The sequence below is a fragment of the Zwartia sp. genome (assembly GCF_049655405.1).
Classification (GTDB): domain Bacteria; phylum Pseudomonadota; class Gammaproteobacteria; order Burkholderiales; family Burkholderiaceae_B; genus Zwartia.
Genome location: NZ_JBASJR010000016.1, coordinates 57,775 through 72,136, shown reverse-complemented (window position 1 = coordinate 72,136; position 14,362 = coordinate 57,775). Strand labels below are relative to the sequence as shown.

The 14,362-nt window shown below is 48.6% G+C and carries 13 protein-coding genes; 8 read left to right on the top strand and 5 right to left on the bottom strand.

What is annotated here, in order from left to right; genetic code table 11:
* Nucleotides 1–10 precede the first annotated feature (10 nt).
* Genes phnD through phnX form a run of 5 tightly spaced genes read left to right on the top strand, consistent with a single transcriptional unit; the run spans nucleotide 11 to nucleotide 4,801 of the window.
* A complete protein-coding gene (phnD, locus tag WBJ47_RS14605) occupies nucleotides 11–958 on the top strand; it encodes a phosphonate ABC transporter substrate-binding protein (protein WP_422243403.1) in 948 nt (315 codons plus the stop codon).
* Nucleotides 955–1,770: a phosphonate ABC transporter, permease protein PhnE gene (phnE, locus tag WBJ47_RS14600; protein WP_422243404.1), complete on the top strand. Its 816-nt coding sequence runs from the start codon at nucleotides 955–957 to the stop codon at nucleotides 1,768–1,770. The genes phnD and phnE overlap by 4 nt, the downstream gene beginning before the upstream one ends.
* Complete coding sequence (locus tag WBJ47_RS14595) at nucleotides 1,767–2,849, top strand: iron-containing alcohol dehydrogenase (RefSeq protein WP_424585388.1); 1,083 nt, start codon at nucleotides 1,767–1,769, stop codon at nucleotides 2,847–2,849. Before phnE ends, WBJ47_RS14595 begins: the two co-directional genes overlap by 4 nt.
* A complete protein-coding gene (locus WBJ47_RS14590; RefSeq protein WP_424585387.1) occupies nucleotides 2,836–3,966 on the top strand; it encodes a TIGR03364 family FAD-dependent oxidoreductase in 1,131 nt (376 codons plus the stop codon). The genes WBJ47_RS14595 and WBJ47_RS14590 overlap by 14 nt, the downstream gene beginning before the upstream one ends.
* Before the next feature lies 1 nt (nucleotide 3,967).
* Nucleotides 3,968–4,801, top strand: a complete 834-nt coding sequence (phnX, locus tag WBJ47_RS14585; protein ID WP_422246171.1) for a phosphonoacetaldehyde hydrolase — start codon at nucleotides 3,968–3,970, stop codon at nucleotides 4,799–4,801.
* A gap of 79 nt (nucleotides 4,802–4,880) precedes the next feature.
* Here the strand turns inward: phnX and WBJ47_RS14580 are convergent, their stop codons facing one another.
* Together WBJ47_RS14580 and WBJ47_RS14575 are read right to left on the bottom strand one after the other, a co-directional pair.
* Nucleotides 4,881–5,861: a tripartite tricarboxylate transporter substrate binding protein gene (locus WBJ47_RS14580; RefSeq protein WP_422246173.1), complete on the bottom strand. Its 981-nt coding sequence runs from the start codon at nucleotides 5,859–5,861 to the stop codon at nucleotides 4,881–4,883.
* Nucleotides 5,862–5,963: 102 nt separating this feature from the next.
* On the bottom strand, nucleotides 5,964–7,247 hold the full coding sequence (locus tag WBJ47_RS14575; protein WP_422246175.1) for a malonyl-CoA decarboxylase domain-containing protein: 1,284 nt from the start codon (nucleotides 7,245–7,247) through the stop codon (nucleotides 5,964–5,966).
* A 119-nt stretch (nucleotides 7,248–7,366) separates the two neighbouring features.
* Here WBJ47_RS14575 and WBJ47_RS14570 point away from each other — a divergent pair, with 119 nt between their 5' ends.
* From WBJ47_RS14570 to WBJ47_RS14560, 3 genes are read left to right on the top strand one after another with little or no spacing between them, the layout of a single operon-like run.
* Nucleotides 7,367–7,756, top strand: coding sequence for a hypothetical protein (locus WBJ47_RS14570; RefSeq protein WP_422246177.1), 390 nt, complete (start codon nucleotides 7,367–7,369; stop codon nucleotides 7,754–7,756).
* Nucleotides 7,738–8,595, top strand: a complete 858-nt coding sequence (locus WBJ47_RS14565) for an ABC transporter substrate-binding protein (protein ID WP_424585399.1) — start codon at nucleotides 7,738–7,740, stop codon at nucleotides 8,593–8,595. The genes WBJ47_RS14570 and WBJ47_RS14565 overlap by 19 nt, the downstream gene beginning before the upstream one ends.
* 1 nt (nucleotide 8,596) lies before the next feature.
* Nucleotides 8,597–11,269, top strand: a complete 2,673-nt coding sequence (locus WBJ47_RS14560) for a putative bifunctional diguanylate cyclase/phosphodiesterase (protein ID WP_422246179.1) — start codon at nucleotides 8,597–8,599, stop codon at nucleotides 11,267–11,269.
* A 35-nt stretch (nucleotides 11,270–11,304) separates the two neighbouring features.
* Here WBJ47_RS14560 and WBJ47_RS14555 read toward each other — a convergent pair whose 3' ends face one another.
* The 3 genes from WBJ47_RS14555 to WBJ47_RS14545 are packed head-to-tail and all read right to left on the bottom strand — an operon-like array spanning nucleotide 11,305 to nucleotide 14,308.
* The gene (locus tag WBJ47_RS14555) at nucleotides 11,305–13,224 is read right to left on the bottom strand and encodes a diguanylate cyclase (protein ID WP_422246181.1); all 1,920 of its coding nucleotides are present in this window, start codon (nucleotides 13,222–13,224) and stop codon (nucleotides 11,305–11,307) included.
* A 3-nt stretch (nucleotides 13,225–13,227) separates the two neighbouring features.
* Nucleotides 13,228–14,022: a substrate-binding periplasmic protein gene (locus WBJ47_RS14550; RefSeq protein ID WP_422246182.1), complete on the bottom strand. Its 795-nt coding sequence runs from the start codon at nucleotides 14,020–14,022 to the stop codon at nucleotides 13,228–13,230.
* A gap of 19 nt (nucleotides 14,023–14,041) precedes the next feature.
* Nucleotides 14,042–14,308, bottom strand: a complete 267-nt coding sequence (locus WBJ47_RS14545) for a DUF1488 family protein (RefSeq protein WP_422246184.1) — start codon at nucleotides 14,306–14,308, stop codon at nucleotides 14,042–14,044.
* Between the last annotated feature and the right edge of the window lie 54 nt (nucleotides 14,309–14,362).

The window sequence follows — 14,362 nt, the reverse complement described above, 5'->3', positions numbered from 1 at the left end:
AGGAGTTTGTATGAAATTTCGTAACCTTATTGTGTCCGCGTGTCTGGCCTTGTCCAGCACTGTGGCGCTTGCCCAAGAAGTGTCTTTTGGCATTATCGCAACCGATTCCGCCTCTGCGCAGCGCGAAAAGTGGGAACCCTTTTTCAAAGACATGGAAAAGAAGACTGGCTTAACCGTGAAATCTTTCTACGCGACTGACTATGCTGGCGTGATCGAGGCGATGCGTTTTAATAAAGTGCAAGTCGCTTGGTACGGCAACAAAGCCGCCATGGAAGCTGTTGATCGTGCCAATGGTGAAATTTTTGCCCAGCTGATGTATGCAGACGGCAGCTTCGGTTACGAAGCCTTACTGATCACACATAAGGACTCTCCTTACAAGAACCTCGACGATGTATTCAAAAATGCCAAGAACGTCAACTTTGGCATTGGTGATCCAAACTCAACCTCAGGATTCTTGGTTCCTACTTATTATGTATTTTCAGAACGCAAAGTAGAACCCCGCGCGATTTTCAAAACAGTCCGCAACGGCAGCCACGGCTCGAACATCCAGGCCGTCCTCGCCAAGCAACTCGATGTTGCCACCAATAACACTGAGGACATGGGCCGCCTCAAAGCGACTAAGCCTGAGCTATTTGAACAACTCCGTGTGATCTGGACCAGCCCGCTCATTCCAAGTGATCCCTTTGTTTGGCGCAAAGATTTAGATCCCGCCATCAAAGAAAAAATCCGCACCTTTGTGTTGGGCTATGCCAAAACCGATGAGCAGGAAAAAACAATTCTAAAAAATATCTATAACTACGGTGGCTTTAGAGCATCTAACAACGACCAGCTCAAACCTATTCGTCAACTTGAGTTGTTTAAAGATCGCCAGAAAGTGATGTCCTCACCCGGACTGAACGACGCTGAAAAGACAGCAAAACTTAAAGAAATTGATCAGGCTCTCGCCAAACTTCAATGAACCAAGATTCAACAAATATGAGTGCACTGGAGCGGGTGAAAGCCCGCGCCTTAGCTGGAAAACCCGGCCTAAGTTATTACTTAGGCTGGTTTGTCGCGTTTTTGATACTCGCCTGGGCCTGGAAAGGCGCCGAGATTCGTCCGGTCGATCTTGTGCGTGACTCCGGCAATATCGTCACACTCGCAAAGGATTTTTTTCCTCCCAATTTTCTTGATTGGCGGATTTATTTCAAGGAAATGATTGTCACGATCCACATCGCGCTTTGGGGAACATTACTAGCCGTATTGGCTTCAATTCCTTTGGGATTTCTATGTGCCTCCAACGTGGTGAAACCTTGGATCTACCAACCGATGCGCCGCCTCATGGATGCGTTACGCGCTGTCAATGAAATGGTCTTTGCCTTACTGTTTATCGTCGCAGTGGGATTAGGTCCCTTTGCTGGTGTGTTAGCCCTTTTTGTGCACACGACGGGAACACTCACCAAACTATTTTCCGAGGCCGTGGAGGCAATTGACCCCAGGCCGGTAGAGGGTATTCGCGCTGCTGGCGGCTCAAAACTTGCAGAGATCGTTTTTGGCGTCTTGCCTCAAGTTCTACCCATGTGGATTTCCTTTTGTTTGTACCGCTTTGAATCCAATGTTCGCTCCGCCTCTGTTGTCGGCATGGTGGGTGCAGGTGGAATTGGTGTGATTTTGTACGAAGTGATTCGAGGCTTTCAATACGCAGAAACATGTGCAGTCCTCATCATTTTGGTGGGCACAGTCACGTTGATTGATGTCGTTTCAGCCTTTCTGAGGAGTCGTGTGACATGAGCGAGCTTAAACCTGAGATCTCCTTTAGTGTCGGCGCACGACACCACTTACCTCGCCTGACAGGCGATCAACCGGTTGTTCTTTTGATGCACTCTAATGCCAGCCGAACACTCATCGAAGAGGTGCGAGTGATGTTTGGCTCGCGTTTAAAAGAAATTCTATATTGTCCAGATGGCCTCATGACTATAGAGCTGGCCGATCAGATGCGACTTCACTTTTGGTCCCGTCATGCAGGACGAGCGATACCGACACTCATCGCGATTGGTGGCGGCAGTACGCTTGATCTCGCCAAGTCAATGAGAATCGCGCTCGCGCCCAACACTTCAATCATGAGCGTGCTAGATCGTCCTTGTGATATCGATCACTTTATTAGCTGTCCACTTTTGCTGATGCCCACGACTGCCGGCACTGGAAGCGAAGTCTCCTCTACCGCGACGCTTTGGGATGTTCAACACGGTTCAAAGCATTCCTTTTATGGTTCAGCCGCGACTGCCGATTGGGCAGTGATTGATCCTGAACTTTGCCTCACCGCACCTTGGGTCGTCACACGTGACAGCGGTGTCGATGCGCTGGCACACGCGCTAGAAGCAATATGGAATCGACAACGCGTCCCAAAGGCATTTGCATTTGCCATGTCGGCCGCTCAACAAATCACACGTGCGCTTCCCGGACTCATTGATCACCCCCACGATATTGCGCTGAGAGCGGAAATGAGTCAGGCAGCACTTTGGGCCGGTCAAGCAATGGCCTTGACTGAGACAGCTTTAGTGCATGCCCTTTCTTACGAAGACACCCTTTCAGAGGGGCTGTCACACGGCGAAGCATGTGCGAGATGGTTGCCGCGTGTCTATAAACTCGCACGTGAATCATCCGAGGAACTCAGCATTTATCTTCGCGCCGCAATGGAACCCATCATTAGTGATGAGTGGGAGCTACAAGATTGGCTGATCAATCTAGGCTACAAACCTGTTTCACTGACGGATAAAGATCCAGGCATTGACGCACGCATTAAAGCAGCCCTCCTTTCACGTCGTGGCAAGAACTTTGTGACTGCGGAGCACATCTATGCCTTCCATTAAATACGATGTCGTGATTGCGGGTGCTGGAATTGTTGGTTTAGCGCATGCTTGGATGTGTGCCAAGCAAGGCTTGCGTGTGGCCGTACTCGAAAAAAATTCCCGCTGCACTGGGGCCTCTGTTCGCAACTTTGGTTTTATTACTATCACGGGTCAACGCGAAGGAAAAACTTGGCGACGCGCGCTCAGATCGAAAGAATTCTGGGCAGACGTGGCTCCCAAAGCTGGCATTCCGATTTGCCATCAAGGTCTTTTGGTCGTTGCACAGCGACTAGAAGCATTAGACCTGTTGGACACCTTTAAGCATACCGAAATGGGTGAGGCTTGCGTCTTACTCAGTGCAGACGCCATACGTGGTCGCTTTCCAGAAATTAGAGGCGAAGATGTACAGGGCGGGCTGTATAGCCCTCACGAGCTAAGAGTGGAGTCCAAAGACGCCATTGGCCAACTGACAACATGGCTTAGCAAGGAAATGGGCGTTGAGTTCTTTTTCGATCACGAGTTGCTAGAGATCAATCTTCCGAAACTACGCACAGCCAGCAAAGTTTTTCATACAGAACGCCTGATTTTATGTCCTGGCACAGAACTCAACGGAGTCGCTCAGCCCTATCTGGCTGAATATCAACTCACCCATACTCAACTCCAAATGCTGCGCATTCAACCTACTCAGCCCCTGCTTTTGCAAGCTGCGGTCATGTCAGATTTGAGCTTGGTTCGCTATGCCGGCTATACCGGTCTAAATTGTCATCAGGCTCTTTTAGCAAGGCTCAAAAAAGAAGAGTTGCCCTGTCTCGAGGCGGGCATTCATCTCATCGTAGTGCAAAGCGAAGATGGCAGCCTAGTCGTAGGTGACTCGCATCATCCAGTAGGAGATGTCGAACCCTTTGCTCAAGACGCTGTCGATGCACTCATTATTGAGCAGCTCCGCCGCACACTCAAACTCGACGATTATCAAATCACGCACCGCTGGACAGGAAAATACCCAGTTGGACATGCTGATCAAGATGCACTCATTTTGTCTCCGGATCCAAACATCCGCGTTGTGAGTGTCATTAGCGGAACGGGTGCGAGTACCGCCTTTGGTCTTGCCGAAGAAGTTATGCAGCAATGGGGATTTTAAAATGAGCAATCATATCTACAAACATGCCAGCATCAGTGCGGTGGTATTCGACTGGGCCGGAACGATTATTGATTTTGGCAGCCATGCGCCCATGCAAGCCTTCGTTCGTCTGTTTGAACAATACGGAATTGAGCTCACGATTGAAGATGCCCGCGGTCCGATGGGTTTACCCAAATGGAAACATATCCATACGCTTGGCAACTTACCTCATATCAGCCGTCAATGGGAACAGAAATTCAATCGTCCATTTTCTGATTCCGATACAGACGAACTCTATGCCATTTTTACACCGATGAATGCAGCTTCTGTCGCGCATCATTCAGAACTCATCCCCGGATTCCTGGATACCCTTAGCCTGCTGAGAGCCCAAGGAATCAAAGTTGGCAGCACGACGGGCTATAACCGCGAGATCATGAATGTCGTGTTACCGCTTGCCAAGAAACAAGGCTTCACGCCAGACAACCTCGTATGCGCTGACGATCTGCATGAGTCCCGCCCAAGCCCGTTGGGGATGTATAAATGTTTCCTTGATTTGAATGTTTGGCCTGCAACGTCAGTGATCAAAGTCGATGATACGGTACCCGGCTTGCTTGAGGGCTATCACAGCGGCTGCTGGACCGTCGGCGTGATCGCAAGCGGCAATGAAGTTGGCATGACACATGAGGAGTGGATGAGCCTGTGCGAAAAGGAAAAAGAATTGATTCGTTCGCAGGTTTCTGAAAAGCTTGCTTCAGGCAAGCCTAACTTTTTAATCGATACCGTCGCTGACTTGCCCGATATCCTGACCAAGATTGATGCGCTACGCTTAAAATCTCATTACGCTTCAGCTGAATGAAACAAATTGAATGTCTTTTTAGTGACCAAAACAAACGCCCCCGAAGGGGCGTTTTTACATCCAACTCAAACGCTGACAATTAATCAGGTTTGATGTTGTTTTCTTTGATGACCTTGGACCAGCGATCCATTTCGGATTGCGTGAACTTGGCGAGTGCCTCAGGCGTGCTGGCCTTGAGGTTCATGCCTTGCACTTCCGTCAGTTGTTTATTGACGTCAGGCTGCTTGGTAATTTTGACCATTTCAGCATTCAGCTTGTCAATGATCGCCTTAGGTGTACCGGCTGGCGCATAGACGGCCCACCAGGCTTCGGCTGAAAAGCCCTTAAAGCCCTGCTCGGCCATCGTTGGCACATCTGGCAGTGATGGTGCACGCGTTTCGCTGGTCACAGCCAAGGCACGCATTTTTCCGCTACGGATGTGATTGCCCAACACTGCGATTGAACCAATACCACCATCAATCTGGCTGCCCATAATGTCGACGGACATTGGACCACCACCCTTGTAGGGCACGTGCACGACTTTAAATTTGCCGTCTTTCTCAAGCAATGTCATCGCTAGGTGACCCAAGCTACCGCTACCCACTGAACCGTAGCTCAATGTGTCGGGCTTAGCTTGTGCCGCTTTTACGTAGTCTGTAAAGTTTTTGTATGGTTTGTTGGGCGAAGTGGCAAAGGCCATCGGTGCCGTACCCACCAACATCACAGGCGTCAAATCCTTGATGGTGTCATAGGTCATCTTTGGCAACAGATAAGGGTTTGTTGCATGCGTATCAAAGACAAACACAAACGTATAACCATCAGCAGGCGCTTTCGCAACGTACCCTGTTCCGATTGAGCCCGAGGCGCCTGTACGGTTTTCAACGATGAACTGCTGACCCAGGGCTTCGCTGAGCTTGGCCGCAAACATGCGGGCTAGTGGATCAACAGAACCGCCTGGAGGAAATGGGGAAACAAAAGTAACGGGCTTGGTCGGCCACTGTTGTGCGGAAGCGATGGGGGACGCGGCGACTGCCAGCACTCCGAGAGCGAATCCTGCGTGACGTATCAGTTTGTTTAACATTTTTAATTCCTTGCTAATTTAATTTGAAAACGCTATCAGCTTTCTTGATTTGTTAGTTTATACCCATAAGACAGTATGACGACTCCCGATAAACCCTAGGTTTCACACCAACTTTTCTAGACTCTTTGCATAGACCACTGTCTTGTTCACAAACGCTTCGTGATTATTTTCGACTGCATCCAACTCGTACAAATAATTCACCATCAAGCTACTGGATTGCGCGACGCCCTTTTTAGACAGGTCAGCGGCCCAATTAATGTTAAAGAGCTGCGCGCCATTTGAAAGATGGAATTTCGCGACCGCATCTCCCTCTTTTGTGCAAGTCACCTGCGTCAGATACACAAAACACAAGCGCATCAACGCCACTTTTTCTTCTTCACTAACATTGAGGCTTGTCCAACCTGCCGCGAGGGTCTTGGCCCATGGCTGACCTTTGCCGCGTAAAAGTTTAAAGGCCTCCTCGACCTTGGCACGTTTGGCTGGCGTCAAATCAAACTGCTCAGCTTGAACACCTGAGTCCAACCATTTTGTAAAGCCAGGAATCGGCGACAAAGTACAAAAAGTTTTCACCGACGGAATTTCTTGCTGAATTCTTTCAGCGACGCGTTTAATCAAAAAGTTGCCGAGCGAGACACCCTTGAGACCGGGCTGGCAATTACTAATCGAATAAAAGATGGCTGTCTTAAATTTCTTGGCCTCAAGAGTCTCGGCCTTTTTGTCGAGCAAGGTGCCGACCTCACGTGCGATCGTGGGTACCAGCGCCACCTCGACAAAAATAAGAGGCTCGCCAGGCAGCTGGGGATGGAAAAATGCAAAACATCGGCGATCCGGCTGTAAACGTCTGCGTAAATCGTCCCAACCATCGATCGCATGCACGGATTCGTGCTTGATGATTTTTTCCAGCAAGATCGCTGGTGAAGACCAGGTAATCTCATGAAGCTCTAAGAACCCGGGATTAAACCAAGAGCTAAAGACATGTTGTATGTCAGTATCGACCGATTTCAGTCCTGGATGCGCTTTTAAGTGCCCCAGTAATCTTTCGCGCATTTGAACGATAGAGTGCGTACCACCGATGGCGCGATTTAAGCGCCTCAGTAATTCTTGGCGTGCGGGTTCAACCGTGTGAAACAGATTGCTCAAGCTTGCATGGTCAGGGCGGTCTGAGTAACGCTGTGCCGCTGCGAGCACCGCAGTAGGATCAGGGTTGAAACTAACCGCCATAAACTCAAAAAAACTGAGTTGTTCCGCCCGATCAAGACCGTGAAAGGTTTCCAAGAGCTTGGACGCCATGCTCTGGGCATTGGTTTCGCCCTTTTCAGAGAGTAAGTTCAAGGCAGTTTTTTTAGCCGTCTCAAGCGACCGACCTTTGATAAACCGTTCAAACATATAGCATTTCTCCTATGTTGCGATTGAATTCAAGTTAACATGATTTTTTTGTTCTCTGTTTATTTTGGACTCGTTTGCAGACAATTCTCCGACCGCTATCCGCGTGGATCAGGCATGACATGAAATCAAGGATCAGAAACAGGCTTCAGTTATTTTCATTTTGGATGCTGATTGTCCTGGGATCCCTGAGTACGCTTGTCTGGAGCCAAGCGCTCTGGGCTCAGCACACCATTCAAAAAAACGCCGCGCCCGTCTATCTCGGCTTTGATGGAGCCTATGGTCAAAAAACCAGTACGGCCGCAGCCGCCATTGAATTTGGACTCCGCAGCGCGATTGAGGATATCAATGCAGCAGGTGGCGTACTTGGTGGACGCCCACTTGAACTGTTGACGACTGATAATAAAGGCGTCACCGCGCGCGGCAAAGATAACTTCATCGACTTAGCGCAAAAAAAGATCTCGTCACAGTATTTGGCGGAAAATACAGCCCCATCATTGTTGAGTCATTAACCGAAGCACAGCGACTGCGCGTCCCCCTCATCAGTGTTTGGGGCTCAGCCGATCAAATTACCGAAAGTGGAGATCACCGCTCTTATGCCTTCAGGGTGTCACTTAAAGACAGCTGGGGTGTGACTGCGATGCTCAAAAGAATCACCACGCAACTGAAGGTGCAGACAGCCTGTGCCATGCTACCCAACACGGCATGGGGTCGCTCCTCGGACGCTGTAATCAAGAGTCAGGCCTCCGATCTCGGGCTCAGTGTTCCAGTGACGCACTGGTACAACTGGGGTGATCGCAGTTTCGAAGCAGCCTATTCGAAATGTTTAGTCAACGAGGGTCGCGCCATTTTATTTGTCGGTAACGAGCAAGAGGCCGCCATACTGATTAAAGAAATTGCGCGTAGACCAGCGCCCGAAAGGCTTCCAGTGGTGGCCCATTGGGGGACTGCCGGGGGCATTTTGCATGAACTCGTCCGCGAGGACCTCAAAGCTGTTCGCTTCGAAGTCATCCAGACCTTTACTTTTGTAGGCAATCAACGCCCGCTCGCCCTCAGGCTCGCCCGTGCAGCACTCAAAGAAAATGGCTTGAGCAATGTCGCTGACATTCCGAGTCCTGTCGGCGTGGCCCAAGCCTACGATGCCGCGCGACTCGTCGCCATGGCGATTGATCTCGCCCAAAGTACGCGCGGCGAGGATGTCCGTGCGGCACTTGAAAAACTCCCCACCTATGATGGTGTCATCAAAAAATATGCGCCAGCCTTTACCCCCACCCGTCATGACGCGCTCGATGCGTCTTCCGTGATTTTTGTCAATATCACCCCAGACGGGGCACTGGTCCCGATAGAGTGAAATGACACGATCGACAAACTCACTTCAGTATCAGATAGAAAAGAAACTGATTTCAATCGTCGGGTGGTCTCTCTCGTTGATGGCGCTTGCCGTACTCATCATTGCCATAGTGAGCCTCTATATCTACCGTGTCAACAAACTCGAACATGTGCAAGAACTCGTGATCACCAAAGTGGGCACTGAAGTCTCGGGGACGATTCGCGATACGACCGCGCTAGCAGAGTCCTCTTTACTCTGGACAGCACTCACAGACTCTAGCGGACGCGAAGCCTACCTCGAGCCGTTATTGAAAAAAATCAATCAAAGTACCATTCATAAAATTGAATTGTTGGACTACCGAGGACGACCTGTCATCCATAGCCATAGTGTTGATATGAATAACCCTAAGGTGCAACAACTGATTACTCAGTCAGTCCAGACCAGCCAGTCAAGATACGCAATCGAAACGACTGAGAGTGGTCAAAGCACACTATTGACAACTCTCGTTGTGAATGCGCCTTTTGTCGACACCCCGCTTGGCTTTCTTCTGATTAGTTTTGATTTAAATAAACTCATTGAGACGATGGGCCTGCCGCAAGATGTGACCGTTGATCTTAGCACCCAAGAAAAGCTGTCGAGTTCCCCAAAGCAAGGCCTTTGGATCCAGCAAACCAAAGCGGACTTTCTAGTCTCAGGCCGAAGCCAGTCTCTGGCGCTACAAATCTCGGTCAGACAATCTGCGCTGTATTCTCTTTTCGTAATTACTTCTTGTTTTGTGCTGATGTTGTTAGCCGGCGGAGTGTTACTACACAAGCTCAGAAAATGGTCACTTGCCTTTGCGCGCACCACCACCGCTCGACTAAACGCACTGCTTGAGCAGGCAAGAGATATCGTAGCAGGCAAAGAAGTCACGATTGCCAAAGATAGTCAACAAGATGAAATTTCTTTGCTTTTCCTCTCGCTACAACAAATTTTGAGTGCGCAACAACTTTTAAATAAGCAGCTGTCGACCTTTTCAAGAATTTTTGACAATGCCGCCGAGGCCATCATGGTCACGGACATGAACGGACACATCCTTGATGTCAATCCAGCCCTGCTCAAAATGACGGGCCATACGAAATCCCACCTGCTTGGACAGCAGTCGGGCATGTTGTACAGGGATATTCATCAATCGCCCGCGGGAGAAACGATTTCTCAAAGTCTCATTTCACAAACTGTCGATCGTGTTGGCGAGTGGCGTGGCGAAACTTACTTTAAAGACGTACAAGGTCGTCTCATACCCGTCATGCTGTCGGCGTCAAGGTTACGTTCAGAAAATGGTCAGAACTTAGGAAATGTCGCACTGTTTTCGGATATCAGTCCACTGAAAAAAGCAGAAATCCAACTACGAGAGCTGAGCTATAACGATCAGTTGACCGGATTGCCGAACTACCGGGCATTTGTCGATCACATTACCCCATTGTTCACACATCCAGATAAGGACTTTTCTTGTGCGTTGATTTTTATCGACCTTGATAATCTCAAGATGATCAACGACAAGTACGGACACGAAGAAGGTGACCTGGCGATCACCAAGCTGAGCGAACACCTGACAGCATGTTTGCCTGCAGGTACCTTTTTATGCCGTCGCTCAGGCGATGAATTTATCGCGCTGATTCAAGACACACAACACATACCGAATCTGGTGCGAAATTTGCGTCAACTTGTCCATACCTTTACCTTGGATGCAGGTATCAGCGAACCACGCTTGATTCATACAAGCTTCAGTGCGGGTGCCGCGACATATCCAGGCGATGCTCAAGAGTTAAACGGTCTGCTCACTGCGGCAGATATGGCGTTGCGCGTCGCCAAAGAAACTGGGCGCTCACAGCTGGTTTGGTATAGCAAGAACATCCAGGCACGTGCACAACGTCTGAATACGATCCATGAAAAGCTCATGCATGCGCTTAAGCACGGGCTGATTGTTCCCTACTATCAGCCCTGCGTCGAGCTCGCCACGGGTCGAATTATTGGTTTTGAAGCCTTGGCGCGCTGGACGGACGCAGAGCTCGGGGCAATGTCACCCGAAGAGTTCATTGCCATTGCAGAACAAACAAACCTGATCAACGCAGTGACTGTCACAATTTTGAATAAAGTGATGGCGGACAAGCCCTTTATCAACGCACGCTTTAAAGACGCAACGATTGCGGTCAACATTTCTCCGCACTTTTTTGTCAAACAAGAAATTACGACATTTTTTGCAAACCATTTGGAGAGAGATGTCGATTGTCTAGATGGTATTGTGTTGGAATTGACAGAGTCTGAGCTTTCACAGAGCCCTCAATCCATTCAGCTGCATATGCAGCTGCAAATGCTGATTGGCATGGGATTAAAACTTGCAATCGATGATTTTGGAAAAGGCTACTCCTCCCTCTCGCGACTAGGCAGCCTGCCCTTTCATAAGCTTAAAATCGATCGTGATTTCGTGCGGGATATCGAAGATCAAGCCAATCAAAAAATCGTTAAAAGCATTATTGCGCTCGGAACCTCGCTCGGCCTGGAAATTATCGCAGAGGGCGTCGAGACAGAATTGCAACGCGAAGAGCTGATCAGTAATGGCTGTCGTCTTGCACAAGGCTATCTGTTTTCAAAAGCCTTGCCTTTGGTCGATATTTTAAAACTCGAGCACATCATTGCGTCGCACCAACCGGATTAAGTGCATGGCAGTGCAACATGTATGCGTGCAAAAGCTTACAAGATGCGCTGACGGATACAGTTGCGACCTGAGTGCTTGGCCTCGTATAACGCCTCGTCCGCTGCGCGATACAACTGCTTAAGATCAGCCCCTTTCAACTGCCTGACTGTCGCAATGCCAATACTCACGGTGATCGGAACGGTCAAGACTTTACCCTCTCTGACAACCACAACAGGTTCACTTTCCGTCGCGATACGAATTTTCTCAGCAACCAAACTTGCATTTTTAGCTTGTGTTCTGACTAACACTGCAGTGAACTCCTCACCCCCGAGACGCGCCAGCATATCCGAAGAACGGATTTGTGCAGACCAACGACGCGTCAAGTTTTTAAGCACCTCATCACCAATCTCATGGCCCCAGGTATCGTTAACAACTTTAAAGTGATCAAGATCCATCATTAGCACAGAAATAGGTGCGTCAAGCACATCATGCTGTCGCTGCAGTTCCTCGAGAAACTGATCAAGTGCACGTCGGTTCGCAACGTGCGTCAGGTGATCCAGATTCAAATCCGTGCGCAACGCATTGTTCATATGTTCAAGAGACTCTCGCTGTTTACGCTCACGCTCAAAACGTTCGGAAATCTCAATGGCCCGGGTGATATCACTAAATAACGCCGTGTAATGGAGTACTTTTCCCCACTGATCGCGATAAGGAATAATGGTCGCATTGACCCAAATCAAGTGACCACCTTTTGTTTTATTGCGAAAGGTCCCCTTCCAGATATCACCGCGCACAATCGTTTCCCAGAGCACCTGATAAAACTCGGCAGACTGCATACCACTGTTGAACATTCGATGATTTTGACCGATCACCTCTTTGAGTGAATAACCGGTCATATCCAAGAATGGCACGTTGGCCTCAACGATCAACCCATCTAAATCCGTACGCGTCATCATGACATGTGCAGTGATACCTCTGAGCAAATTACTTGAATAAGTCACTGCCTTTTCATAACGTCCATACCAGCCGTAAACCAACCAAAACAGTATTGAAAAGACCAGCATCAAACCCAGCGCAAGTTCGCGCATCTCATTTTTTTCTTCTTTTAAAGGGGCACTCTGTATTTCACGATTCGAGATCGTGACAAAGATCTTGGGCTGTTGACTGGAAGTTCGATACACCACCAGAAACTGATTATTTTTCCCAAAATAAAAATGACCGATTTGTCTGCTTTCTATGCGTTTAAGCAACTCAGCGCTTAATTGACGGTGATCAATCTCTTGCGGATGATAGGACAGCAAGACCTTGCCCCTATCGTCAAACAAAACAATCTCGGTGTCATCATTATGGCTAATCCGTTGCCACAAATTTTCAAACAAACTGAGATTGATGGTTGCTACCCACATCAACGAAACATTATTTTTTTTAAACGCGAGCGATGCCAACATGAGCTTTTGCGTCTTTGAAGCTTGTTGTGTCACCAGATCCGATAAATCGCGGTATGGCTGAACCGCACCCAATTGTGGCAGTGACATCTCGGTCGCAGCCGCTTCGGTCACACTCATCTCGAAAAGGTTTTCATTTAACTTCAAACCAATATTTTCAGGGTTTGAGCTTGTTAAAACGATGCTGCTGTCATCCACCAGCGAAAGGCTCCTCACCGAACGATCGTCATCGATCAATTTAGTGATTTCTGCCGGGTCGATTTGCGCTGGACTGCTCGGCAAAAGTTCAGATAATTTTTGTACAGTGACAAGCTTGTTAAACACACCCGCGAGAGAACGATCAATGTGGTCTTCTAAAACAATCGCTTCTGTTTGTGCAGCATGTATGAGATTTCGTTCAAATGTCGTCTCAGCCTTAAAGCTCGCGTATAAATAAAAGCTCCAAATCAATATCAGCAGAGTGACCCAACCCAGCAGAAATAAATTTCTGGCGACTCGCGGCCGAAGTGCCAGCGTCTGATTAGGCTCCAAGGCTTAATCCCTGACGAGAATAGGCAGAAGATTGTTATTTTTTGCAGCGGCTTCAAGCCGACCATCCGCCTTGGCTTTTGCTAGGAAAGCATTGACTTCAGCCAGCCATCTTGGCTCATCTTTTTTAACAGCATAGGCATAATCAGTCAGTTGCATTGTTTTAGATGGGGCAATCACACGCGCCCAATCGGTATTGAGCAACATCCGTTGGCTGTAAGGAAAGTCTGTTGCAAAGGCATCTGCACGTCCAAGCTCAACTTCTTTTTCGCGCTCTCCTGGCGCGGTCGTGACTTTCAAGGTCGCCTGTTTAAGATGCTGAGCAAGATAACCTTCCATCAGCGTGCCTTTTTGAACCGCAATCACGATCCCGCGCTGATCAAGATCTTCAGTCTTATTGAGTGCTTTGTTCGCACGTGTCGTCACAAACATAATGTCGCTGCGCAAATAAGGCGCAGAGAAATCAACCCGTTTTTGGCGCTCAGGCGTCACGCCTACACCCATCATTGCGATCTGACAGACATCCGACTCAATGTCTCCCAAGACCTTGGAAAAATTGGTTAATACATACTTGATTTTGACATTGAGTGACAACGCCAGCGCTTGAGACATATCAATATCAATGCCCTGCAAGCTGCGAGTTTTAGGGTTTTGATAGCTAATGCCAAAGTATTCAGGCCAGATGCATACTTTTAGCTCGCCAGACTTTTGAATCTCTGACAAAACATCCGCACGAGCGGTGCTAGCCAACGACACGAATACCAACAGTAAGGCACCCCAATATTTTTGATTAGTTTTCATTGTTTCTATCTTGGGGGCATTAATCCAGTATTAAATCGCTTGTGTAAATACTTAATCGTCCTCCAACGCTCAAACCTTTCAAAAGCTTGGCCTCGGCAATCGATAAAAGCTTGAGCTTATGTGCCTCAAACTGCTGAATCGGGTCTTCTTGCAAACTGTCAGGCTCGATATCTTCCAACGCCTCAAAAGTGAAGTGACACTGAATCACCTGACCATCCACCCTGGCCGGAAACAAAACGCCCTCATCTTCCGCACGTGCAGCCGGCCCAATAAATTCGATTTTCATGCACGACCACCCTTAAATCAAGCAATTGTTAAATACAAAAATCGTGGCAAACCG

What these genes read in the sequence shown, in the direction of transcription:
- phnD (WP_422243403.1), top strand. Translation starts at nt 11, where the DNA reads ATGAAATTTCGTAACCTTATTGTGTCCGCGTGTCTGGCCTTGTCCAGC.
- phnE (WP_422243404.1), top strand. Translation starts at nt 955, where the DNA reads ATGAACCAAGATTCAACAAATATGAGTGCACTGGAGCGGGTGAAAGCC.
- WBJ47_RS14595 (WP_424585388.1), top strand. Translation starts at nt 1,767, where the DNA reads ATGAGCGAGCTTAAACCTGAGATCTCCTTTAGTGTCGGCGCACGACAC.
- WBJ47_RS14590 (WP_424585387.1), top strand. Translation starts at nt 2,836, where the DNA reads ATGCCTTCCATTAAATACGATGTCGTGATTGCGGGTGCTGGAATTGTT.
- phnX (WP_422246171.1), top strand. Translation starts at nt 3,968, where the DNA reads ATGAGCAATCATATCTACAAACATGCCAGCATCAGTGCGGTGGTATTC.
- WBJ47_RS14580 (WP_422246173.1), bottom strand. Translation starts at nt 5,861, where the DNA reads ATGTTAAACAAACTGATACGTCACGCAGGATTCGCTCTCGGAGTGCTG.
- WBJ47_RS14575 (WP_422246175.1), bottom strand. Translation starts at nt 7,247, where the DNA reads ATGTTTGAACGGTTTATCAAAGGTCGGTCGCTTGAGACGGCTAAAAAA.
- WBJ47_RS14570 (WP_422246177.1), top strand. Translation starts at nt 7,367, where the DNA reads ATGAAATCAAGGATCAGAAACAGGCTTCAGTTATTTTCATTTTGGATG.
- WBJ47_RS14560 (WP_422246179.1), top strand. Translation starts at nt 8,597, where the DNA reads ATGACACGATCGACAAACTCACTTCAGTATCAGATAGAAAAGAAACTG.
- WBJ47_RS14550 (WP_422246182.1), bottom strand. Translation starts at nt 14,022, where the DNA reads ATGAAAACTAATCAAAAATATTGGGGTGCCTTACTGTTGGTATTCGTG.
- WBJ47_RS14545 (WP_422246184.1), bottom strand. Translation starts at nt 14,308, where the DNA reads ATGAAAATCGAATTTATTGGGCCGGCTGCACGTGCGGAAGATGAGGGC.